This is a genomic window from Shewanella inventionis, from assembly GCF_014641855.1.
Classification (GTDB): Bacteria; Pseudomonadota; Gammaproteobacteria; order Enterobacterales; family Shewanellaceae; genus Shewanella; species Shewanella inventionis.
Genome location: NZ_BMII01000047.1, coordinates 1 through 22486 on the forward strand (window position 1 = coordinate 1; position 22486 = coordinate 22486).

A 22486-nucleotide genomic window follows, 5' to 3' on the forward strand; every position below is an offset into this window, starting at 1 on the left:
GCAATGAGGGAAAACGTTAAACAATTTATCTTGCCCAAAAAACGAAAACGGCCCAAAAGTAGGACCGTTCGAATTAACAAAACTCGCTATCCAGTTAAGAGAAGAAACTCTTAACTGAATGGTGTTACCCTTCTTGCTCGCTTTTTAACGCAGCTTTTAATGTGTCGGGCAACATGACCGCCAGTTCAGGTAGCAGCATACCTTCTATCTTCACGCCCTGATGAAATAAATGCCTGGCAGCACCATTGGCATAAATAATCCGCTGCGAATCGTCAATTAATAACATCACATTAGGCGAATTTTGGATCACCTTATCGAGCATTAGCTCACGCTGATAAATAAATTGACGTTCACTGCGCAGCTTTGTTGACGCTTGGTTGTATAGACTCACTAGCGCATCTAATTGTGGCTCGCCGTAAGAATGCAACGACACGCTAAAATCATTATCTTTAAAATTAAGTAAACCGATTTCAAGTGCTTGCAAGCTATCGCTTAATCGTTTTGTTAACCAGGTTGTGCAAAAATAGCAGACTACCAGCATCACAATCAGCGCTAACCATAAGGCGGTGTCCCCCAGACTAAACCACACCAGCGCGCCACAAAGTCCCCCTAGCAGGCAACTAAGCATATTGGCTAGCACCAGTTTAGTTCGCAGCGACAACATCATGATTTTGTATCTCGAATACCAAATTTATCCATACGACGATACAAGGCCTGACGGCTTAAACCAAATGACTTAGCCACTCTGGCAATAACACCATTATGCTGAGTTAATGCTGCTTCTATTTGCTGTTTATCGGGCTCATTGATTAAGGGCGCATTATCTTGTTGTTCAACTAGCGAAGTAGAATAAGATTGGCTTTCATGATTATGACTTGACCCCGCTTCCATTTGACTTGTAGGCAGGGGAATTAAGCCAAAATCATCAATTGTTAATTGTGTTGACTTAGCTAGCAATGCAGCCCTTTTACAGGCATTTTCTAGCTCGCGTACGTTACCAGACCAGCAATGATTAATTAACGCCTGCTGAGTCGATTTATTAATAATAAACTGCTCACCCATAAAATGGGTTACCAAGGGTAAAATATCGTCTTGGCGCTGTTTTAGGGGTGGCACACTGAGCTCAATTACGTTTAAGCGATAATATAAGTCTTCACGAAAACGTCCATTAGCAATGTCATCGGCAAGATCAGCGTTAGTCGCACTAATCACGCGTACATTCACTTTGCGCGTTTGATGACTACCTAAACGTTCAAACTCACCCGTTTGTAGCACCCTAAGTAGTTTAACTTGGCCAGACAAGGGTAAATTGCCAATCTCGTCTAAAAATAATGTGCCACCATCGGCGGCTTCAAAACGACCAACGCGAGTTTTATTCGCTCCGGTGAATGCCCCTGCTTCTGCACCAAACAGCTCAGCCTCGAGTAAATCCATTGGTAATGCACCAATGTTCACTTTAATAAAGGGGTTGGCTTTTAACGGTGAATTAGCCTGTAAAATATCGGCTATTTTGTCTTTACCCGCGCCATTGGGGCCCGTGATCATCACTGATACATCTGAGCGGGCGACTTGCAATGCAAGGTCAACACAACGCTGCATGGCGCCGCTGGCAAATACTAAACCGCATAAGTTTGCGTCATTAATGGCCGACATACGGTCACTGTGGATTCGGCTTAACTGATGGTTTTGTTGAGACAGTCGATAGATAGACAATAAGTTGCTTATACTGTTTAGCAACTTGGCATCATCCCAGGGTTTGCCCATGTAATCGGCAGCGCCCGCTTTAACCAACTCTACTGCGGTTTCTAACTGGGTCCAGGCTGTCATCAAAATAATGGGTAAATTGGGCTGTAACTGACGCAAGGCATAAAACAGCTGTTTGCCCTCTTCGCCCGAGGTGGTATCACGGCTAAAGTTCATGTCTTGAATGACTAAACTGATCTCTTTTTTGCTGACAATATCCATAGCCGCTTCAGGTGAATGACAAAAAATAGCATGGTAATCATGCAGCTCAACCATTAACGCTAACGCTTGGCAAACAGCATGATTGTCATCAACAATTAAAATAGTATCCATTAGAGTAGGCTTTAGTCCATTTAGGTTGTCGTAATTCAAAAACAGGATATTATATTCATTAACAATAACATGACAGAAGAACTCACGGTCATGTTATTGTTAAACGTAAGCGACGCAGTTTAACAAATTACACACTGCGCGTTGCCAGAGCAGGTGAAATATTTGCCGCTTTAGCTGCCGGTACGATCACCGCAAGCGTTGTCACCACCAGCAAACCAATTACAGACAGAATCGGATAAATCACAGGTACCATAGGTAAGCTGTAAAGCGACATTAATTGCTGCCCAAGCACTAATGCCAACATGCCACCTATCACACCACCGACAATACATATCAAATAGTTTTCTACCATAAAGTATTGAATAATATCGCGCTTGCGCGCTCCTAGTGCTCTACGTGTGCCTATTTGTTTAGTGCGGCGTTGAATATTAAACATCACCATACCCGTTAACCCTAGCGCAGTAATTAATAACAGTAACACCACCATAATACTCAATACGGTCGCCATTAAACGATGGTTACTGTAGCTTCTGTCCCGCAGCTCAGCCACGGTTTGAAAATTATCGAGAACCCTATTTGGGTTTTCAGCATGAAAAGCCTTACGAATGGTCTCTTCCAACCCTTTAATATGTTCAGGTAAAGCTCGTACCATGTATGATTTGTTGCTGCTACTGCCACCAAAATCGATATTCTGAATCACACTGTATTCAAAGTTTTCATGATCGACCCAGGCACCTTGTAACTTATCAACGACACCAATAATGGTCACGGTTTGCGTACCTTGATACATGGTTTTACCCAGTGGAGATTCATCCCCCCAAAAGGCTTTAGCTAAAGGTTGCGACACCAATGCCAACATGCCACTGTCATCCAGACCGGTATTAATTTCGTCGGCGCTAAAGTTTCTACCCGCAATTAACTTGGCTCCCATCACATTTAATAAATGCTCATTACCTAAATAAAAAGCAAAACCTGGGGTACTTTTAGCAGTATCTTCATCAGGGCCATCTACATATCTATCCATCCAACCGCTGTCGCTTAACGGCAACATATTGCTGTAGCTGGCATCAATAACATTGGGCAAAGATCGTAAAATCTGCTGATCGACTTGGTTTTGCTTCATGTTATCGATGCTTGGGTCAAAGTTATACACACTAAACGTCAGTATTTGTTCTTCTGCATAGCCCGACTCACGCTGCATTAACGATAATCGTTCATTAATAATGAAACTGGCATTTGCGACTATCGCAACAGATAAAATAATTTGTAATAACAATAAAATAGGGGAACTTTTACTGCGCATTAAACTGGATAAAATCGGCTTGATATGTAACATAATGATGTCCTTATTAAATCCATTATTGTGCTTTTAAATACACACTCGGTTTAGTGCGGCACACAACCCATGCTGGGTAGATACCCGCTATTACCGCAGTAGAAATAGCAATAAGCGGGGTGATAAACCACATACTCATATCAAGCCCTATCAAACTTTGGTCAACTTCAAAATAAGCATGTAACGCAGTTAACGAACCGAAGGCCCATAGCAAACCAACTACTCCACCAATAAAACCAATCATGCTAACCTCAACCATATACTGACTAAAAATTTGTCCTCTGCTGGCACCAATGGCACGTCTAACTCCCACTTCAGGCGCACGCTTTAAAAACTTAGTCAGTAACAATCCAAGAATATTCACCAAGCACACACTTAAAAACAGCAGGCTTAACCCAACGAGTATTCTGGTATCTTTAGGCACAACATTGTTGTCTTCAAGCCACTTTTCTACATGGCTAATTTGCACCAACTCTGAGGGCGTTTTGGCTGAGTCGGTAAAACGCCCCATTGTGCGTTGTTGCTCAACATAACGGGTTAACCAAGCTAAATAGCTTTGTTTTTGCTCTTGATTGCTAAGCTCGGTCCAAAATTGAATCCACACTTTTTCAGAGAGTAATCTGTCGTTATAGGTCAACATTGGTTCAAATTTCCAGCCACTGGTGTTTCCCCATACATCGAATTCTTCTTGAGCAGTTAACGAAAAAGGAATAAAGATTTCTTCTGCATCATTAAAAGCACCATTAAGCGGGTCGTAATATTTAGGTTGCGGATTCCAGTCTTCAATTACGCCAACAATTTGGTATGGCTTACGGTCTAAAAATACCGTTTTACCTACACTGTTTTTACCTTCAAAAAAACGTAAATTGAGTTTTTGGCTAATCACTACTTGATACGCAGGGCGTTCATCAACGCTCACATCCCAATAGCTGCCGTATAAAAATGGCACCGAAAAAATCTTAAAAAAGTCTCTATCTGTCACCCTAACACTTTGCAACACTGGCTCAATTTTAGGGTTGTCAGACTGCATCGCCAAACCAGTACGAAAGGTTGCAGCTTTGAAGCTCAGCTCATTGTTATTACGCAAGTTCATAGCATCTGTGTAGGTCATATTTGAGCTAAACTCATCCCAGGTGTCTAACCCTTGGCTCCATAACTGCACCGAGTTTATCACCTCACTGCGATCGCCCGCGGGGTTATAAGACATGGTTTTATATACATTAAGAGTCGTAATAGTAATACCAATACCAATTGAAATAGCTAACACCATTAACATGGATAACATCGGCGTTTTACGAATGCTTCGCCAGGCTAAATCGCAATAATAAAAAAACATGATGTTCCCCTTAACGAGTGCCAGTTGCAGCAGGTTGGTACATCGAAAAATCACACACCTGACCATCAACAATTTGAATATTTCGCTGAGCTCTACGGGCCAATTCAGGGTCATGGGTCACCATAATAATGGTGGTGCCTTGCTGATTAATATTCTCTAAAAGCTCCATCACCTGGCGCGCCATTAAGCTGTCTAAATTACCGGTTGGTTCATCGGCGAGTAAAAACCGTGGCTCCCCCGCTAACGCTCGTGCAATCGCGACCCGCTGCTGTTGCCCACCAGAGAGTTGCGTCGGTAAATGCTTCATTCGCGCACCTAAGCCGACTTGCTCTAAAGCTGACTCTACTCGGCGCTTACGCTCGCTGGCATTCATGCCCCGATAACGTAGCGGCACTTCAACATTTTCGGCTAAATTAAGATCGGGAATTAAATTAAACCCCTGAAAGATAAAACCAATTTTTTCATTACGCACTTTAGCGCTGTGGTTATCACTTAAATTAGACACATTCACCCCATCAAGGCTGAACTCTCCGGTGGTAAAGCCTTCAAGCAGACCTGCAATATTCAAAAAGGTGGTTTTACCAGAGCCCGATGGGCCTGTTACTGCAACAAACTCGCCTTCATTCACTTCAAGGTTAAAGTCACGCAGCGCATGGGTTTCAACTAAATCCGTTTTAAATACCTTGTTGATATTTTTCATCGATAACATATTGGCTTCCTTGGTTTATTCGGTTGTTGCATTCCAGAGCTTCTACTGCGAATGTCTTATTAGGCTGAATTCGAATACTTAAATTGAATGCTTAAATTGAATGGGGCTAAAACTGCAGCTTAACCTTAAGCATGTCGTTAATATTAATGTGCAAACTAACCGCTGAATTGATGTCTATTAATCGCGTGCTGGCATGGCTGCTGATATCAATTATCTGCAAACTAACTGATAACCAATCTGTATTATTATCAATGCGATAACTAGCAGCCATTGCCAAAATAAATAACGCCACTAGCGCAATAAGCTGTCTACGTTGAATAAAAGTCATAGAATGTCCTTACTCAGTTGAGTGTCTATTAATCTGTTTATCGAATTTGAATGGTAGGCTCATTTTTAAAGGTTTCGGTGCCAGATATCACCCAAACATCTCCTTCTTCACCGCCTTCAATCACTTCAACCTGGCTCATACTGCGTGCGCCCAATTTGACGTTTTTTTTATGCGCGACCGCATCGTTAACGTGATACGCCACTTCGCCACCAAGGTTGAGAAAGTCGCCGCGTTTAACCATTAATACATTGGGTCTGTTTTCCAGTAACACTCTGGCAGACAATCGTTGATTTTGACGTAACGATAACGTGTTACTGTTAGCAAAACGCACTCTGGCAGTCACTTCGCGATTACGCACTTCGGGTGAAATAGACGACAATTGGCCAACCACATTTTCGCTACCAAAACTGAGCTCAACATCCATGCCTAACCCCAGTTCATCGGCATAAGACTCAGGTACAGCAAGCTCTGCTTCAAAAGCGGTTAAATCGACCACTGTTAAAATTGGCTGACTAGCACCAATTCGGGCTTTTTGTTCCACCAGCCAATTACCAATAATGCCGCTAACCGGTGCGATAATATTAAGCTCATTCGCTTGGCGTGTGAGTTCACTCACCACTAAGGCCTGACGTTGTACTTCAAGGGTGCGGTTTTTAATTTCAAAGCTGAGGGTGTCGCGCATCAGCTCAACTTCTTGCTGGGCGTGTTTATGCAATAATTTGGCTTTATGTAGGTCATCTTTGCTTTTTTCAAAATCGATTTTACTGATCAAACTCGACTCAATCAGTTGATCGCCACGACGGCTTTCACGATCTGCGGCTTCTAAATCCACTTTGGCCATGTCTAAAATCTGGCTAACACGCAGTTGCTCACGGCGGGCATCTAATTTAGCCCGCTCAAGGCTGCCTTGCATACCTTCAAGTAATGATTGCTGTTGCTGCAACTCGCTTTGCAAACGTGGGCTTTCAACCTTCGCCACCACCTGCCCGAGTTCAACCTCATCACCCGGTTGGCTTAATAGCGTCACCACGCCTTCTTCAGTGCTGTATAAAATGGGGGCATTGGCGGCGACAATTTTACCGGTAGTAGCAATGTCACGCACCAAGGTGCCACGAGTAATGGTGGCTAAGCGTAAATCGGCACCATCGACCGAACGCTGGTTACTGTCATGACTAAAACTCGCCCACACCAACGCGCTCATCAAAATGGCGCCGCAACCTATCATCAAAGGCAGGCGCAATTTACGGCCAGCGGTAGGTGTAACGACAGTATCTTGGCTACTTGTGTCTTTAATCATCTCAAATCCTTAGGTAACACGTTGACAGCACGTACTACGTCACGTTTATATCTAAGATATAGCACAAGCTATGCCAATAGTTATTTATTGTTATTTTTCATAACGATAATAATAAAACAAGAGAGCCGAACACGTTAAAAGTGTCCGCGGACAGCGTTAAAAACTGTCCGGTAATGGGGAAAGTGTCCGAGCGGACACTTTGGATTACTTTGTACTTATGTACTTTTTGTACCTATGGCCTGCGGCCACTAACGCTTAAGGCTGCAATCCCCCCCTGCACTGGCCAAATAAGGTGTCGTCCCGGCAATGCTTTTTAGCCGGGACCTAGGTGTTTTGTTTTTTATGGCCTGCGGCCACGAATGCTTGAGGCTGCAATTCCCCCCCCTGCACTGGCCAAATAAGGTGTCGTCCCGGCAATGCTCTTGAGCCGGGATCCAGGTGTTATTTTTGCTTTGAACATTTGTGCAGGATTTGCTGTGAGTGACTCTGCTTTACTGCTTTATTGTCACACTAGGTAACGATACTCAATGAAATCACTTCTATGACACGCGGTAAACCCATCCCTGGGCGCTCTGCGAAAACATCCATGTTTTCGAAGGTCATAGCCGCGATTACATCCGCCGTATAGCTATCTTCGATTTAACCTTGTTTGTTATTTAAAGATTTAACGCATTTATGGACAAGGCTTGAGAACTACCTTCTCGTCGTCCCGGTAAGGCTTTTGAGCCGGGACCCAGGTGTTTTGCTTTTTATGGTTTTCGGCCACGAATGCTTGAGGCTGCAATTCCACCCTGCGCGGCCAAATACGGCGTCGTCCCGGTAATGCTCTTGAGCCGGGACCCAGGTGTTTTGCTTTTTATGGTTTTCGACCAAACCAGATCAAGAGTGGCCAATGGAAATAGACCAACTAGAGCTATTAACTCAAACAAAACTAAGATGTTAGGCAACGATACTCAATGAAATCACCTCTATGACACGCGGTAAACCCATCCATGGGCGCTCTGCGAAAACATCCATGTTTTCGAAGGTCATAGCCGCGATTACATCCGCCGTATAGCTATCTTCGATTTAACCTTGTTTGTTATTTAAAGATTTAACGCATTTATGGACAAGGCTTGAGAACTACTTTCTCGTCGTCCCGGTAAGGCTTTTGAGCCGGGACCCAGGTGTTTTGCTTTTTATGGTTTTCGGCCAAACCAGATCAAGAGTGGCCAATGAAAATAGGCCAACTAGAGCTATTAACTCAAACAAAAATAAGATGTTAGGCAACGATACTCAATGAAATCACTTCTATGACACGCGGTAAACCCATCCATGGGCGCTCTGCGAAAACATCCATGTTTTCGAAGGTCATAGCCGCGATTACATCCGCCGTATAGCTATCTTCGATTTAACCTTGTTTGTAATTTAAAGATTTAACGCATTTCTGGACAAGGCTTGTTAGCTACGTTGAAGACTCTTATATGTAAGGTACAAAACTTATTAAAACGTGGCGTCAGCATCCAAGCTGCTGTTGCTTGAAGTATCACAAGTAAAGGCCCTTGGCGTAGCTCGAATACACCAGGAATACAGCAAGCACGGAGTAATGAGTATCTGAAGAAAGCAGGATTATATTCACTAAGAGATGGATGGATCGCAGTTCACTCTCAAAACCAAGAAGCGAACCAGAAAGTGAGTTAGGTCATTTCTTTAAAGAGAGTAAATTAACCGCCCTCGGCAACATGCTCCTGCGTTGTTCTACCTCCTGAATCTGACCGCCATGGATTGCGGGAATGCCATGTTGATGCCTGGAGCATCATTGGCCATTCAGTCGTGTGCGGAGCCGCATGCAGAGTGGTGTGGGGGCTGGAGGCTAGATACCTCTAGCTAACTGATTACAAGTCTTTTTCAATTTCTTTACCATGCCAGACTCGAAGAATAAAAATAGTGTCTTCACCTAATAGATACCTCACTGTGTAATTAGTGATGAAAAGATCTCTAACTTTTTCTGGATCTGGTGACCTTTGAACTAGCAAGCCTATTTTAGGTAAAGCCTTTAGATTTTCAATGCCTGCAATTAATCGATCAGCAACTCGTTTAGCAGCATACGGGTTGTTAACTTTGATGAACTCTCTAAGCCGAACCAAATCACCAATTGCCTCAGGTGAATACTGTATATTCATAATTTAGGAGGCTATAATTCGTCTTTAGTTCCCCAGCTTTCTAGCCATGCAGTAACTTCATTGCCATTTATAGCTTTACCAGATTTTATTGAGTTTAAAGCTTCTAGTGTATCTTCCCAGCGTGACTCTTCCATTGACTGCCGTTGCAAAAACTCTTTAATAGCTTGATTTATAATATAATTTTTAGATCTATCTAGTTTTTTCGCTAAATGTTCTAGAGGTATTTCAACCTCAGAATTTAGACGGATACTTGTAACACCCATATGCCACACCTCTATTTGTATTTACTTGTACTACATTTTAGTACAAATTATGAGGCCGAGTATAACTTGTAGCGAGCCAGTATAATTACTCGTTTTCAAACTTATTTTGATTAAAAAACAAACAATATCTGAGTTTATATTTTGATTCAATTGTTTAGTGGTGTTCAGATTATTATTTCACAAGTAGTTTTGTTGTTTTTTCAGTCCGTTTGAGGGGAATTAAGGCGGGTTTGTCGCGTTTTTGAGGTAAAAGGGTATCCCCTTCATATTGCATCGCGTGTTGTAGCTTTTCTATGGCTAATACTGTACCTCATCATTTGAATACTCTGTTTAAGACAATATCTTTATACAGCGTCATCGAAGACAAAGTGCCTTATTTTCGTTGTCGTTTCTTTCGTCGTAAGTCTCGAGCCATCGCGTCTGTCGTCGGATATTTGGGTAGCACTAACCACAAGGCAATATAAGCGAATACGGGAATGGCAAAAAATAGACTAGTTAACAAAAATGCTAACCTAATGCTGTTTTTTCGTAAATGATAATACTCAGCAATACCTGAGCATACTCCTGCAATGATTGCAGATTTGCCACGTGTTAGTACTTTTATATCGTCTAGACTTTCCATGTCACCTCCAATTCGCGGTTAACGTTTTTTGTATTCATGCTTTAAAATGTTTGCAGAGTTTAAATCACTTATTGGACTAGGCCGATAAGTAACTTTTTTATTGATCATATGATGCTTTACCCTTTACTCGGGTGTGGGCGAAGCTCAACGACGTTAGTGGCCGCAGGCCATAAAAGCAAACACCTGGATCCCGGCTCAAAAGTATTGCCGGAATGACGCCGTATTTAACCCTTGCAGGGTGGAACCTTGCGATCTTATTTCAAACGAAGCTTGAACACTCTGGAGTGGCCGTAGGCCATAAGAAACCGTGCCCAAACTCATCAGTTTTACCATTTACCCTCTTACTTTATCCAACGCCTCGCAAACTGCATTAACGCCTAAAATGGCTCTTGGGGTTGCGCGGTGGAGTAAATCTGCATCGAACTGGTAAATATGCTGTTTTTTAACTGCGGGAAGCTCTGGCCAATCGGCCCAATTAATGCCTAATACGTTGCCTTCATCCTGGCTTTGTAAAATCACTTCAGCACCAGTGAGTAGCACATTTTCGATGCTAATTTGTGGGTACTCACTCGCAGCGTCATAAAACACATTTTCACCATGACACACGTCAATCAAGTTTTGGATCCAACTGCCTTTCGCCACCGTCATCAATGGGGTAGACCACAATTGATAGAACACTTTTACCACTGGTTTAGCTTGGTTTTGCTGTTTTATATCTGCTAATTGTTGACGATAATCATCTGCAACTTGTTTGGCCTTAATTGAATGTCCTGTCAATTTACCAAGCAGTTCAAGGTCGCTCGCGACGTCAGCTAATGTTTTAGGATCGCTATTTACAATGTTAAAGCCTAAACCTTGCAGTTGCTTAATGTCTTCCATTTTATTGCCGCTTTGCCATACCACAACCAAATCGGGATTTAACTCAATCACTCGCTCTATTTGCACCCCGTATGAACCGCCAATGCTGGGGATTTTTTTGGCTTGTTCTGGGTAATCAGCATAATCAGTTGTAGCGACGATAGAATCACCCGCGCCAATGGCAAAGAGCATTTCTACACTTTGAGGCGACAAGGCAATAATTCGTTTAGCTGGTGACACTGCGGGGTTGTCTACAACAGAAATCTCATTTGCATACGCTGTTACCGACACAATTCCTGTAAAAATTAGCGTAATTGCCAGACTTAACGAATAAAATAAACGTAACAAAACAATATCCTTACACAACAAAAATGGGACGGTATAACGCCTTAAATGGCTTATTCGACCAGTGTATCTGGCCAGCCATGGTTATCAATATAATTAACTAAATTTTTAGGTCGATAATTGTTGTCGTTCAACCAACGGGTTTTTACCGATTGGTGCAATAAAATCGGTACTTGCTGTGGGTCTAGTTTGCGAATAAAACGTTTTTTAATTCGATAAAAGCTACGATATGAATCATGAATCTCCGCCATCGCATTCGGCAATAACCTATCGACTAAGTGTGGTTCCACGGTTAAATTAACGGCTCGAGCTTGATTTATCATCCATTGCAACGAAATGTCAGACAAACTAGTGCCATCAGTATTAGGGGTAATACTCCCACCAATGTTGCTATGCGCACCCGCAAACCACACTTGTTGAATATCTATGCTCGTTCGAGGCGCCCAAATAGTCGGTTCAAAATCACTTCTATGTTCATCTAATGCTAAAGCATGACGCGCCACCTTAACATTGCGACCAAGTTTGGTATCGTAAAACTCGTCTTTATCTTCAAATAACCCTAAAAATGACACCGGGATCCCCATGGCCCCCACAGTGTCCCAAACACCGACAAACGCCACTTCGCGCGATGGATGTGAATGCTGCTGCCTAAACTCAACCGAGCGCTCACCTTCTGGTGAAAACGGTTTACTCTTCATTTTATAGTGGTCAAATGCTTGTTGAATCAATTTGGCATCTGGCCTAATCACAATACCGCAGTTATTAATTAAGCCGCACAAACAGCGCACAGTGTAAGCGCCGCGACTAAAGCCAAACAGATGGATTTCATCACCAGGGGAGTAGTTTTGCACTATGTAACGGTATGCATCCATAATGTTTTTATGTAAACCACGGCCAGTTGCACCGCCAATCATAGCGTCATGGTATGAGCCAATCCCCCAGTCATAAAAAACCTGCTGCGGCACGCCATCACCACCTAGCGGTTTAATCGCTCTGGCAAGTTTGAGCACATTGGTTGCATGATCTTTTTCAAGATCCTTTTCAGGCCGATTCCATGTACCATCGGCACAAATCACAATACGTTTTTTCATCACAGTCCCAGCTCCCTGCCTAAGTCGTCCAGCCATAGTCATCTTGCTATCACTATAGACTAAAAGCCTATTTGAACACGCCTGAAAATACTCAATACTCGTCAATGAACTCTCAGCAAAAGGAATCGCGATATGTTAACCGCAGAGCAAAGTGTACTGATGATTGTTGACGTGCAAGGCAAGCTTGCCCAAGTGATGCAGCAATCTGAACAATTACATCAAAAACTGGCTGTATTAATTCAAGGGGCACAACTTTTTGATATTCCAGTTATTTGGCTAGAACAATTGCCTGACAAGCTAGGCCACACCAGTGAAGACTTGGCACAAATACTCTCAAAAACCACTCAGCCTATCGCAAAAGAGCACTTTAGCGGTTGGCATTGTGATGAGGTAAAGCAACAACTCAACACATTAAACCGTCGCAATGTTATTTTAGCTGGGATAGAAACCCACGTGTGTGTTTACCAAACCTGCCAAGATTTACTCGAGCACAACTTTACCGTGCATGTGGTGAATGACGCGGTGTCATCAAGAGAATTAGAAAACAAAACCCTTGGAGTACAAATGATGCTAAACGATGGCGCAAAACTCACTAACGTTGAGTCGCTATTGTTTGAGTTACAACATGTGGCCCAAGGCGATCGCTTTAAGGCATTACTCAAACTGATAAAGTAGCCATATAAGATCGGTGTGGGTATGATGTAAAAAATATAACAATAACATCATACCGCTATGCACCAATTTGATCGGCCCATTATTATTTTATCCGCGCCACGTTCTGGCAGTACCCTACTGTTTGAAGTGCTGTCAAAAAGCCAATCGCTGCATACTATTGGCGGTGAAAGCCATGCATTGATTGAAACTATTCCTAAACTCAATATTGCCTATCGTCAGTTTAGCTCCAACGCCTTAAGCGCAGACGATATTGACGAAGCATTACGTAACCAGCTACAACAACGCTTTAGTGATGAGCTGCGAGACAGTAAAGGCCAAAAGCCTAAAACATCACCGGTTAGGCTGCTTGAGAAAACCCCAAAAAACAGCTTGCGAGTTGATTTTTTTAACGCACTATTTCCAGATGCCTTATTTATCTATCTAGTGCGCGAGCCAAAAGAAAATATCAGCAGCATTATGCAGGCCTGGCGTTCCAATAAATTTGTCACCTACCCTAATCTTCCTGGGTGGGATAAACGCCACTGGTCTTTGTTGTTGCCGCCAAACTGGCAACAACTTAATCAACAACCGTTGCATAATATCGCAGCATTTCAATGGCAAGCGGCGAATGATGCCATTATGAGTCAATTGCAAAGGTTGCCATCTAAGCGTTGGTGTATGTTGTCGTATGACCAGTTAATTTCTCAACCTGAACAAACAGTTAATGCACTATGTGAGTTTGCTGGTATTGAGTTTGACCCAGATTTAGCCAGCATATGCAGCCAACCTTTACCGCACTCGCGCTACACCATTACCACGCCTAAAGCCAATAAGTGGCTAGACAATTATCACGATATTGAAAAAGTGTGGCCGACCATTGCTGATACACTTAGTCGTATTAATCAGCAATTAAGCGCACACGGCTACCCCGTTTTTGAATCACAATGGCAACAGCATGATATAGCGCCGCCACAACCTACGGTTAATGTTGGCTCTGTGCCTCGTAATAGTCCTTGCCCATGTGGATCAGGTAAACGCTTTAAACAATGCCATGGTGCGTTAAGTTAATAAAAAGAGAGTCATATAATGAAGTTACCTCATGAATTTTATCAACTCCCTTATCACTTTGATGTGGCGACACTCATTGAAGAAATCAGCCAATTTACCGAAGACGATTGGGTAACCCACCATGAGGGCTTTAAGGGTAATTCGGCCATTCCGTTAATCTCGGTCAACGGCGAATTTAATAACGACTTTAAAGGGCCAATGAAACCAACTGCGGCCCTTGAAAAATGCCACTACATTCAGCAAATACTAGCCTCGTTCGGAGAAGTGCTTAGCCGCTCACGCCTAATGCGTTTAGCGCCAGGCGCACAAGTGCCATTGCATTCAGACATTAATTACCATTGGTATAAGCGCGTTAGAGTGCATATACCTATTACCACCACCGAACAGGTGCAGTTTTACTGCCATGATAAGCAAGTGCATATGGGCGCTGGAGAGTGTTGGATTTTCGACTCGTGGAAACTGCATAAAGTTGAGAATAATAGTGACCAATATCGGGTTCATTTAGTGATTGACCTAGCAGGTTCAAGTGCATTCTGGCGTACAATATTTCAACACTCACGGTCAATTGCTGATATATCATCTACACAACTCAACAAGCAATTTATTGGGGTTAACCCAAAAGCGGCAACCACCTTTGCTACAGAGCAATTTAATGCGCCGATTATCATGCCTATTGCAGAGGTGGAGTTTTTAACCAATGAGCTATTAACAGAAGTGAAAAGTAATCCGCAAAATTCTGAGGCCGAGGTCACTGCATTTTCATTCGTTATCGCTGAATTTATCGCCGATTGGCGCATACTTTGGTTACAATATGAATCCACTAAAACGGGTTGGCCACGCTATCATGCACTACGAGAACAAACCATGATAAAAGCAGTGCAGTGTGCAAAAACTCTGCAACTTAGCCACTCTGGCTCAGCCTTAAAAGCCTTTGAACAACTCGTCATTGTTGCCTGCATGAATGTAGAGTTAAGTGACCAGCATACTCTTGCCAAACAAACTGTTGCGGCCCCCAAAAATACCTCTAGCTCAGCACCTGTAAACGCTTCGTCAACCGCACCTATAATTGCTCCACCATCACGCAATAACCCGTGCCCATGTGGTAGCGGTGAGCGTTATAAAGCCTGTCACGGAAAGCTAGCTTAAATTCAATACATTTCTTATCCAGAGTTGAGGTTAACATTAAGCAGAAATGGCGCCATGAGGCGCCATTTCTTTCAGCTAGATTTAAGTTACGCAAAAAATTGCAATGCAGCTTTATTGGCAATAACCTCTAGCTCTGCAATTTGATCAGGTATAAAAGCTTTATACTTGTTTGCTTGGCCTATCGCTTTAGGGTTCATCGGTTGCCTCACCTGGCTGGCACTTGGCGTTAGTACGGCACGTTCTGACTCATAAAACGTAAAGCATTGGGCTTGTGTGGTGAGCGCACAGTAATCCAATATTCGCTGAATTTGTGGCTCAGGATCTTGTACTAATTGTTCAAAACAAACATGTAATATCTCATTTGGGTACAAGCTATCCCAATGTTTCATGATGTCTAAATAGTGTTGCCAATAACTTGAAATCCCAGCGAATGAATACGAATAGTCGTGGCCAAAGCTAAAAAACTGTTTAAACACGCTCAAGCCATTGTCTACGGTGTTACGGACCACGTTAATGATTTTAGCTTGAGGAAATAACGTTTTAATTAACCCTATATGTAAAAAGTTGTTGGGGTTTTTGTCAATAACATACGTTGGACTATCAGAAAAATAATGATTAATTTCTGCTAAATAGCGCTGACGGAACTGCTCAATATGACGGGCAGAAAGCTGACTTAGATTTGCATTGTAGCCCCCTGACATATCCATTTGCAGCGCGAATCGCTCCATAAACGGTAGCTCATCAGTAGCGCCTACTTGAGTATGACACGCCAAAATTTGCTCAACTAATGTAGTGCCAGAGCGAGGCATGCCAACAATAAAAATGGGGATTTGTTCACAGCTAGGCAATTCATTAATGTGTGGTGAGGGCGTATGCCCAAGTAGCGACAGCACAATACTGGCAAACTGAGTGTGTTTAAAGGGTCTATGTTGCGCCATGATTTGGTTAGCCAACAACATAGACTCACAGGCTTTATCTATTTGTTTAGTTTGCTCGTAGGCCTTGCACAAAGCAAAATGCACTAGCGCTAAGTTTTGCTGACTTAGCGATTCGTTAATGGCATAACCTTGTAATAAGGTTAAATCATCATGAGTGAATCGATATTGCTTTAAGTCCGCTAGACTCCAATACCCCACCCCGACTTGTGTTGGGTTTAATCGGTTATATTGATGGTAAAAATGAGCCGCTTTTTCGGTATCGCCTTTGGCTTTATAAATATGCCCTAAATTAAGCTGTACCGCTGGGTCGGTAACATTATGGGCAACACACCATTTAAAACACTGTTCAGCTAAAGCCATATCGGCCACTTTTGTGGCAACTAATCCAAGTTTATAGCGAAATTTAGCCGTGTTTCCTTGTGTGTGAATCAATTGCAGCAAATATTTTTTTGCTAAAAAGAAGTCTTGTTTCACTTCAGCAATGGTCAACAATCCCGTCAAAACAGGAACCGCTCCTGGCTCAACTGCAGCAGCACTTAAAAAGTAACCTTCAGCCTCAGAATATTGCTGCTGCTGTAAATGAATTTGGCCTAATAAACATAATGCACCTATATGTTTATCATCACGTTTAATCACTTTTCGGGCGTACATTCTGGCAGATGATAAATTTTTAGATTGAAACAGCGCTTCCGCTTGGCTCAAATATTGTTCAATAATACTCAAACTAGGGTCCTTATTTTTATTTTGCTCACCCAAAGAACGGCTTAAATGCCTCAACTTTCAGAGTAACATAGAAAACAGTAAAAATTGACCACACAACATGGACTATTTGAACGAAATACCCCATCGATGCGTACAATTAACTATTCGCGCTATTGCTGTAACAAAGTGAGTTGTAATGAAAAATAATGAAGCCAAAGTACCAACCGGTCGATTTTCTCGTTTAACTAAAATGGGAGGGCTTGCTTCTCGCCTTGCTGGCAATGTATTGCTTGAAGGCGCAAAGCAATTTAGCCAAGGTAAATCGCCGTCTATACAGCAATTGATGATGACCCCTACCAACATAGGGCATGTGGCCGATAAGCTTTCGCAACTTCGCGGTGCAGCCATGAAAGTAGGCCAAATGCTGTCGATGGATGCAGGCGATCTCGTGCCGCCAGAGCTAGCAGAAATACTCGCTAAACTACGTTCTGATGCTAAAGCCATGCCACACAAACAGCTCACTCAGTTGCTAGTTCAGCATTGGGGGCCTGACTGGTTAGCGCCTTTTGCCCAATTTGAGCTTCACCCTTTTGCCGCGGCATCAATTGGCCAGGTGCATTTAGCATACTTAGATACTGGCGAAAAAGTAGCGATTAAAATTCAATACCCAGGGATCCGCGACAGCATAGACAGCGATATTGATAACGTCGCCAGTTTATTAACAGTCTCACGGCTCATCCCTGCAAACGTCAAGCTCGATACCTTACTCGCACAAGCAAAAGCGCAGTTACACAATGAAGCCGATTATCAATTTGAAGCCGAGCAAATTGCACTTTACCAGCAACAACTAGGTGACAGCTCAAACTTTATTGTACCTAAGGTGTACCAGCAATTGAGCAACAAAAGTATATTGTGCATGCAGTATATAGAGGGGGTTGCCATTGAGTCGCTTGTAAGTGCACCGCAAGACGTCCGCGACTCAGTAGCCAGTGCCCTAATGGAGTTATGCTTTAAAGAGCTATTTTGTTTTCAACTGCTACAAAGCGATCCTAATTTTGCCAATTTTCAGTATCAAGCACAGAGCCAAAAAATAGTTTTACTCGACTTTGGAGCCACCCGCGCCATTAGCGACACCTTATCACAAGGTTATATGCAACTAATGCAAGGCGCGATTGCCCAAAATAAACAACAAATGGCGATGGCTGCACAGCAAATAGGCTTTTTTCAAGATGAGATAGACCCGCAACAAAAACAACTGATCATCGACATTTTTTACCAGGCCTGTGAGCCATTGCGCACCCAAGAGGCATATCACTTTGGCGAAAGCGACCTAGCAAAAAGGATTACTCAGGCAGGTAAAGCCATGAGCACACAACAAAATGAATGGCATACACCGCCAACCGATGCTATTTTTATCCATCGTAAATTAGCAGGTATGTATTTATTGGCGGCAAAACTTAACGCCAAAGTGAAGGTTAATCAGTTGTTTTTAGATGTAACGCGCTTAAGCAAACACAACGCCTAGCGCTACTAACACCCTATAACTTGCTACTACACTGCAATTGCCAAGCTTAACAACAGGACGCCCTATGCTTATCGGTAATATTACACGGCCATCTCGGGTTATTTTTTGGGTGTTATGTCTATTTAGCTCAAGCACTTTTGCCCTTAGCGCAGCGCAAAACTCAACTCAACAACTCACTAAGTCGATTAGCCAAACTGCTGAGTTATCAGTGTCATTGATAGCTAAAAATGTGTATTTACATAGGTCGTATAAAACCGTTACCGGCTTTGGGTTAGTTGAATCAAACGGCCTAGTGGTGGTGCAAGGCAAACAGGCGTTTATTATTGACACACCCTGGACAAATAGCGATACCGCTAAGCTTGTTGATTGGATTACCCAGCAAGGGTTAACCACTGTAGCGAGTATCTCTACCCATTCCCACGAAGATCGTGCTGGCGGTGTGGGTTACCTTAATAGCAACGGCATTGCCACCTGGGTATCTAATGACACACAGGCCATATTAACGGCAAACCAACTGGCCACAGCAACACACACATTTGCTGCTAATAAACACATTTTGCAGCCTCAACTCATTGAAGTTTATTATCTAGGTGCAGGACACACGGTCGACAACCTAGTGGTTTGGCTGCCAAAGCAACAAATATTATTTGGCGGCTGCTTAATAAAATCATTGAGTTCACGCACTCTAGGCTATACCAGCGAAGCAGACCTAAAACAATGGCCTGTGACAGTGGCAAAGTTACAAGCACAATTTACTGAGGCTAAAATGGTTGTCCCTGGGCATGGCAAAATCGGTGATTCTACACTGCTAAGTCACACCATAGAGTTACTGTCATACGAGTCTCACGCCAACACTGATTTAAAAATGCAGCATTAAAAACCATACAAAAAAACAGTCGTTAATTTATAGTTCAGTTGAACTTACACAAGGAGAGTTACCATGTTTAGTCACGTTATGCTCGGCGTTAATAATATTGAAACGTCAAAAAAATTCTATGACGCCACTTTAGGCGCTTTAGGCATCGCCCCCGGAAAAATTGACCCAAAGGGACGTTGCGTTTACATGACGCCAACCGGCATCTTATTATTAACTAAGCCAATTAATGGCGAGCCAGCATGTCACGGTAATGGCTCAACCCTTGGTTTTGCTGCAGAAACCCCAGCATTAGCCGATGCATGGCATGCTGCGGGCGTTGCCAATGGCGGCACAGCCTGTGAAGACGCGCCAGGTGTGCGTTCAGCCCCAGGGATGGACTTATATCTAGCTTACCTTCGCGACCCAGATGGCAACAAACTGTGCGCTCTGCACAGAATGTAATTAATCCCAATCAGCATAAGAATGTGATTACTTATTAATTCTGATCGGTATAACCTCAGTTAACTCCGTTCAGTTAGCGTAAAGAATGATGGCCTGCCTCATCCACAGGCAGACCATCACTTTAATCTCTGATACAGATGCATTACAGACTACGAAGGGGTAAAATAGCCGCCTTTTTGTGTTGTGAGTGTATGTAATGACTGTTAACGACCCATGTTTTATCTTTTTTAATGACAGCATTGCCCATCACAGCTTACCAGAGTCTTTTACTTTTCCGTTTTACTATCAACCTCACCCTATTTGTATTCAGGCTGCCGAGCAGCTGCAACAAACCATGCTTGAAGTTAATCCATGGCAACATAACTTTGGATTAGACAGTAGCACCGATTGCGGTATGGTCATCGGTAAAATGTTTGGTGTGTTGGTGGTGAAAAATACACAAGGGCAACTTGGCTTTTTAGCGGCGTTTTCAGGCAAATTAGCCGAGCAAAATATCTTGCCGCCTTTTGTGCCGCCGGTGTTTGACATGCTCACTCAAGACAGCTTTTTCAGCGTTGAAAACAAACAGATTAACCAAATTAACCAGTTACTCCACCAGCATGAAAGCGCCCCGCTACTGGCCAACTTAACCACGCAGTTAACTCAGCAGCAACAGCAAGCAGAACGTGAGCTTGAGCAACAACGCAACGCAATTGTCGAAGGCCGTAAACAGCGTAAACAGCAACGCGAGCAAGCAGATACTGCATTAATACAGGCCGATATCAGCAGTGATGAGCATAAAACCTTATCAATTGAGCTTAGCCGTCAAAGCGTGCTGCAAAAACATCAGCTCAATGCATTAAAGCAGCAATGGCAAAGCCAAATCACGGCAACGCAAACCCAGCTAAATGAGCTGCAACAACAAATAAAACAGCTTAAGCGCCAACGCAAACAACTGTCTAACAGCTTGCAAAAAAAGCTGTTTGCACAGTATCAGTTTTTAAATACCTTGGGTGATGCACGAGACTTAAACGATATATTTAACGATGCGCCAAACCATTTGCCGCCTGCGGGTGCTGGCGAGTGTGCAGCGCCCAAATTATTACAATATGCGTTTAAACAACAGTTAACGCCTGTCGCCATGGCTGAATTTTGGTGGGGCGCATCGCCAAAATCAGAAATCAAACAACATCAAAATTACTACCCTGCGTGCCATGGCAAATGTCGACCTATTTTAGCCCACATGTTGACGGGCATGCAGGTTGACGCCGACCCATTACTGATTAATCCAGGTAAAGATCTGCCCATTGATATTATTTACCAAGATGAAGTGATGGCGATTATTAATAAGCCTGCTGAATTATTATCGGTACCCGGTAAAAACATTATCGACAGCGTGTTTAGCCGTATGCAGCAACAATTCCCCAATGCCACGGGGCCGTTGATTGTGCACCGCCTTGATATGTCTACATCAGGTTTAATGGTAATTGCACTCACCAAAGAGGCTAATAAAAATTTACAGCAACAGTTCATTCAGCGCAGCGTAACCAAGCGTTATATTGCGTTAATTGAAGGTGTGCCAGACCAAAATGAAGGCGATATTAGTTTGCCGCTGAGGGTAGATTTAGACGACCGACCTAAGCAACTTGTTTGTTATGAACATGGTAAGCATGCACAAACCCATTGGCAGATTTTTAAGCGTCAAGGCCATCGAACGTTGGTGCATTTGTACCCTAAAACAGGCCGAACACATCAATTACGCATGCATTGTGCCCATCACGATGGCCTAAACATGCCAATTGTCGGTGACGATTTATATGGTATTGCCGCCAACCGCTTGCATTTGCATGCTCAATATTTAGCGTTAACGCATCCTGAGTCAGGTGAAGCAATGGTATTTGAAGTAAAAGCGGATTTTGAATAATTCAATAAGAGCGATAAAAACAATAAAACCGATATTGAGCTAACAATATCGGTTTTTACTTTTTAATTACAACGTTAGTTATAACAATTGAATGGCTTTTTAGAAGTTACTTGGACGTTCTTCTAAATGCATCTGTTCAACCAGACCTTGGCCTGTACGTTGCTGATATGCAGACTCCGCTTGTTGCATTCTAGTACGGCCACTATTCACTAGGGCTTGGCCCTGTTCAGTTTCACTTTGACCTTCAGCTAGGTTAGTGTTGCCATCTTCAACAAGCTCTTTGCCGTCAACATAATTTTCATCGGCATCTTCCCAGTCGTCAGCGATGTCATCTAATCTGTCAACAATTGCAGCTGCACGTTTACCATTTTGAGCACCTGTTAACGAACTTGCCATAGATTGAAATGCTTGACGTTGTTTTTGGGCTTCTTGTACGGCTTGCGCCATCAATTTTTCGCCTTCACGAATTTGAGCATTGCCTTTGTCCATTGCTTTGCGACCATCAGCAAGTAATTCTTGGCCTTTTTTAACGTCCTTTTGACCTTGCTCCCATTGCTGAGATAAGTCGAGGTTCTTTTCACTTTCGGCTTTAATTTTAGAAGCAAATGTGTTCTGAGTTGAAGAACAACCTGACAACCCAACTACACCAACGACTAACAAACTACAAAGTACTGTTTTCATTTAACGAGCCTGTAGAATTACTCGTTTTTAAATTCATTTTGATTAATGAATAAACAATATCTGAGTTTATATTTTGATTCAATTATTTAGTGGTGTTTAGATTATTATTTAACATGCAGTTTTGTTGG

21 protein-coding genes are annotated in these 22486 nt (G+C 42.9%); 7 read left to right on the forward strand and 14 right to left on the reverse strand.

Annotated features, from left to right (window positions below; translation table 11 throughout):
* Positions 1-124: 124 nt before the first annotated feature.
* The 12 genes from IEW93_RS19710 to IEW93_RS19765 form a co-directional block, all read right to left on the reverse strand.
* Positions 125-628 (reverse strand): PAS domain-containing protein, encoded by a 504-nt coding sequence (locus tag IEW93_RS19710; RefSeq protein ID WP_229706721.1) that lies wholly within the window; start codon positions 626-628, stop codon positions 125-127.
* 35 nt (positions 629-663) lie between these two features.
* The gene (locus IEW93_RS19715; protein ID WP_188740944.1) at positions 664-2076 is read right to left on the reverse strand and encodes a sigma-54-dependent transcriptional regulator; all 1413 of its coding nucleotides are present in this window, start codon (positions 2074-2076) and stop codon (positions 664-666) included.
* A 127-nt stretch (positions 2077-2203) separates the two neighbouring features.
* Complete coding sequence (locus tag IEW93_RS19720; protein ID WP_188740945.1) at positions 2204-3412, reverse strand: FtsX-like permease family protein; 1209 nt, start codon at positions 3410-3412, stop codon at positions 2204-2206.
* Between the two features lie 22 nt (positions 3413-3434).
* Positions 3435-4748: an ABC transporter permease gene (locus IEW93_RS19725; RefSeq protein WP_188740946.1), complete on the reverse strand. Its 1314-nt coding sequence runs from the start codon at positions 4746-4748 to the stop codon at positions 3435-3437.
* A gap of 10 nt (positions 4749-4758) precedes the next feature.
* Complete coding sequence (locus tag IEW93_RS19730; protein WP_188740947.1) at positions 4759-5457, reverse strand: ABC transporter ATP-binding protein; 699 nt, start codon at positions 5455-5457, stop codon at positions 4759-4761.
* A gap of 106 nt (positions 5458-5563) precedes the next feature.
* A complete protein-coding gene (locus IEW93_RS19735) occupies positions 5564-5785 on the reverse strand; it encodes a hypothetical protein (RefSeq protein ID WP_188740948.1) in 222 nt (73 codons plus the stop codon).
* Between the two features lie 37 nt (positions 5786-5822).
* Positions 5823-7082: an efflux RND transporter periplasmic adaptor subunit gene (locus IEW93_RS19740; RefSeq protein ID WP_188740949.1), complete on the reverse strand. Its 1260-nt coding sequence runs from the start codon at positions 7080-7082 to the stop codon at positions 5823-5825.
* Positions 7083-8956: 1874 nt separating this feature from the next.
* Positions 8957-9244: a type II toxin-antitoxin system RelE/ParE family toxin gene (locus IEW93_RS19745; protein ID WP_188740950.1), complete on the reverse strand. Its 288-nt coding sequence runs from the start codon at positions 9242-9244 to the stop codon at positions 8957-8959.
* Positions 9245-9255: 11 nt separating this feature from the next.
* Positions 9256-9507: a CopG family ribbon-helix-helix protein gene (locus IEW93_RS19750; protein ID WP_188740951.1), complete on the reverse strand. Its 252-nt coding sequence runs from the start codon at positions 9505-9507 to the stop codon at positions 9256-9258.
* Between the two features lie 373 nt (positions 9508-9880).
* Complete coding sequence (locus IEW93_RS19755) at positions 9881-10129, reverse strand: PspC domain-containing protein (RefSeq protein ID WP_188740952.1); 249 nt, start codon at positions 10127-10129, stop codon at positions 9881-9883.
* A gap of 333 nt (positions 10130-10462) precedes the next feature.
* The gene (locus IEW93_RS19760) at positions 10463-11281 is read right to left on the reverse strand and encodes a cobalamin-binding protein (protein WP_373284949.1); all 819 of its coding nucleotides are present in this window, start codon (positions 11279-11281) and stop codon (positions 10463-10465) included.
* Positions 11282-11385: 104 nt separating this feature from the next.
* Positions 11386-12423 (reverse strand): T6SS phospholipase effector Tle1-like catalytic domain-containing protein, encoded by a 1038-nt coding sequence (locus tag IEW93_RS19765; protein WP_188740954.1) that lies wholly within the window; start codon positions 12421-12423, stop codon positions 11386-11388.
* 132 nt (positions 12424-12555) lie between these two features.
* Between IEW93_RS19765 and IEW93_RS19770 the strand changes: the two genes are divergently transcribed.
* Genes IEW93_RS19770 through IEW93_RS19780 form a run of 3 tightly spaced genes read left to right on the forward strand, consistent with a single transcriptional unit; the run spans position 12556 to position 15291 of the window.
* Positions 12556-13098: a hydrolase gene (locus tag IEW93_RS19770; protein ID WP_188740955.1), complete on the forward strand. Its 543-nt coding sequence runs from the start codon at positions 12556-12558 to the stop codon at positions 13096-13098.
* A 57-nt stretch (positions 13099-13155) separates the two neighbouring features.
* A complete protein-coding gene (locus IEW93_RS19775) occupies positions 13156-14145 on the forward strand; it encodes a sulfotransferase family protein (RefSeq protein ID WP_188740956.1) in 990 nt (329 codons plus the stop codon).
* Between the two features lie 18 nt (positions 14146-14163).
* The gene (locus tag IEW93_RS19780) at positions 14164-15291 is read left to right on the forward strand and encodes an aspartyl/asparaginyl beta-hydroxylase domain-containing protein (protein ID WP_188740957.1); all 1128 of its coding nucleotides are present in this window, start codon (positions 14164-14166) and stop codon (positions 15289-15291) included.
* Between the two features lie 86 nt (positions 15292-15377).
* Here IEW93_RS19780 and IEW93_RS19785 read toward each other — a convergent pair whose 3' ends face one another.
* The gene (locus IEW93_RS19785) at positions 15378-16952 is read right to left on the reverse strand and encodes a tetratricopeptide repeat-containing sulfotransferase family protein (RefSeq protein WP_188740958.1); all 1575 of its coding nucleotides are present in this window, start codon (positions 16950-16952) and stop codon (positions 15378-15380) included.
* A gap of 175 nt (positions 16953-17127) precedes the next feature.
* Between IEW93_RS19785 and IEW93_RS19790 the strand changes: the two genes are divergently transcribed.
* The 4 genes from IEW93_RS19790 to IEW93_RS19805 all read left to right on the forward strand — a co-directional run bounded on the left by IEW93_RS19790 (position 17128) and on the right by IEW93_RS19805 (position 21677).
* Positions 17128-18456, forward strand: coding sequence for an ABC1 kinase family protein (locus IEW93_RS19790; protein ID WP_188740959.1), 1329 nt, complete (start codon positions 17128-17130; stop codon positions 18454-18456).
* Between the two features lie 64 nt (positions 18457-18520).
* Positions 18521-19333 carry a DIM/SIM/IMP family subclass B1 metallo-beta-lactamase gene (gene blaDIM / locus IEW93_RS19795; RefSeq protein ID WP_188740960.1) on the forward strand — a complete coding sequence of 271 codons (813 nt, stop codon included), beginning with the start codon at positions 18521-18523 and terminating at the stop codon, positions 19331-19333.
* 63 nt (positions 19334-19396) lie between these two features.
* Positions 19397-19774 (forward strand): VOC family protein, encoded by a 378-nt coding sequence (locus tag IEW93_RS19800; protein ID WP_188740961.1) that lies wholly within the window; start codon positions 19397-19399, stop codon positions 19772-19774.
* A 196-nt stretch (positions 19775-19970) separates the two neighbouring features.
* A complete protein-coding gene (locus IEW93_RS19805) occupies positions 19971-21677 on the forward strand; it encodes an RluA family pseudouridine synthase (RefSeq protein ID WP_188740962.1) in 1707 nt (568 codons plus the stop codon).
* A 99-nt stretch (positions 21678-21776) separates the two neighbouring features.
* On the opposite strand, the gene IEW93_RS19810 is transcribed toward IEW93_RS19805, so the two are convergent.
* Positions 21777-22358, reverse strand: a complete 582-nt coding sequence (locus IEW93_RS19810; protein ID WP_188740963.1) for a hypothetical protein — start codon at positions 22356-22358, stop codon at positions 21777-21779.
* Between the last annotated feature and the right edge of the window lie 128 nt (positions 22359-22486).

Coding starts and splice junctions, on each gene's coding strand:
- IEW93_RS19710 (WP_229706721.1), bottom strand. CDS start 628: ATGCTTAGTTGCCTGCTAGGGGGACTTTGTGGCGCGCTGGTGTGGTTT.
- IEW93_RS19715 (WP_188740944.1), bottom strand. CDS start 2,076: ATGGATACTATTTTAATTGTTGATGACAATCATGCTGTTTGCCAAGCG.
- IEW93_RS19720 (WP_188740945.1), bottom strand. CDS start 3,412: ATGTTACATATCAAGCCGATTTTATCCAGTTTAATGCGCAGTAAAAGT.
- IEW93_RS19725 (WP_188740946.1), bottom strand. CDS start 4,748: ATGTTTTTTTATTATTGCGATTTAGCCTGGCGAAGCATTCGTAAAACG.
- IEW93_RS19730 (WP_188740947.1), bottom strand. CDS start 5,457: ATGTTATCGATGAAAAATATCAACAAGGTATTTAAAACGGATTTAGTT.
- IEW93_RS19735 (WP_188740948.1), bottom strand. CDS start 5,785: ATGACTTTTATTCAACGTAGACAGCTTATTGCGCTAGTGGCGTTATTT.
- IEW93_RS19740 (WP_188740949.1), bottom strand. CDS start 7,082: ATGATTAAAGACACAAGTAGCCAAGATACTGTCGTTACACCTACCGCT.
- IEW93_RS19745 (WP_188740950.1), bottom strand. CDS start 9,244: ATGAATATACAGTATTCACCTGAGGCAATTGGTGATTTGGTTCGGCTT.
- IEW93_RS19750 (WP_188740951.1), bottom strand. CDS start 9,507: ATGGGTGTTACAAGTATCCGTCTAAATTCTGAGGTTGAAATACCTCTA.
- IEW93_RS19755 (WP_188740952.1), bottom strand. CDS start 10,129: ATGGAAAGTCTAGACGATATAAAAGTACTAACACGTGGCAAATCTGCA.
- IEW93_RS19765 (WP_188740954.1), bottom strand. CDS start 12,423: ATGAAAAAACGTATTGTGATTTGTGCCGATGGTACATGGAATCGGCCT.
- IEW93_RS19770 (WP_188740955.1), top strand. CDS start 12,556: ATGTTAACCGCAGAGCAAAGTGTACTGATGATTGTTGACGTGCAAGGC.
- IEW93_RS19775 (WP_188740956.1), top strand. CDS start 13,156: ATGCACCAATTTGATCGGCCCATTATTATTTTATCCGCGCCACGTTCT.
- IEW93_RS19780 (WP_188740957.1), top strand. CDS start 14,164: ATGAAGTTACCTCATGAATTTTATCAACTCCCTTATCACTTTGATGTG.
- IEW93_RS19790 (WP_188740959.1), top strand. CDS start 17,128: ATGAAAAATAATGAAGCCAAAGTACCAACCGGTCGATTTTCTCGTTTA.
- blaDIM (WP_188740960.1), top strand. CDS start 18,521: ATGCTTATCGGTAATATTACACGGCCATCTCGGGTTATTTTTTGGGTG.
- IEW93_RS19800 (WP_188740961.1), top strand. CDS start 19,397: ATGTTTAGTCACGTTATGCTCGGCGTTAATAATATTGAAACGTCAAAA.
- IEW93_RS19805 (WP_188740962.1), top strand. CDS start 19,971: ATGACTGTTAACGACCCATGTTTTATCTTTTTTAATGACAGCATTGCC.
- IEW93_RS19810 (WP_188740963.1), bottom strand. CDS start 22,358: ATGAAAACAGTACTTTGTAGTTTGTTAGTCGTTGGTGTAGTTGGGTTG.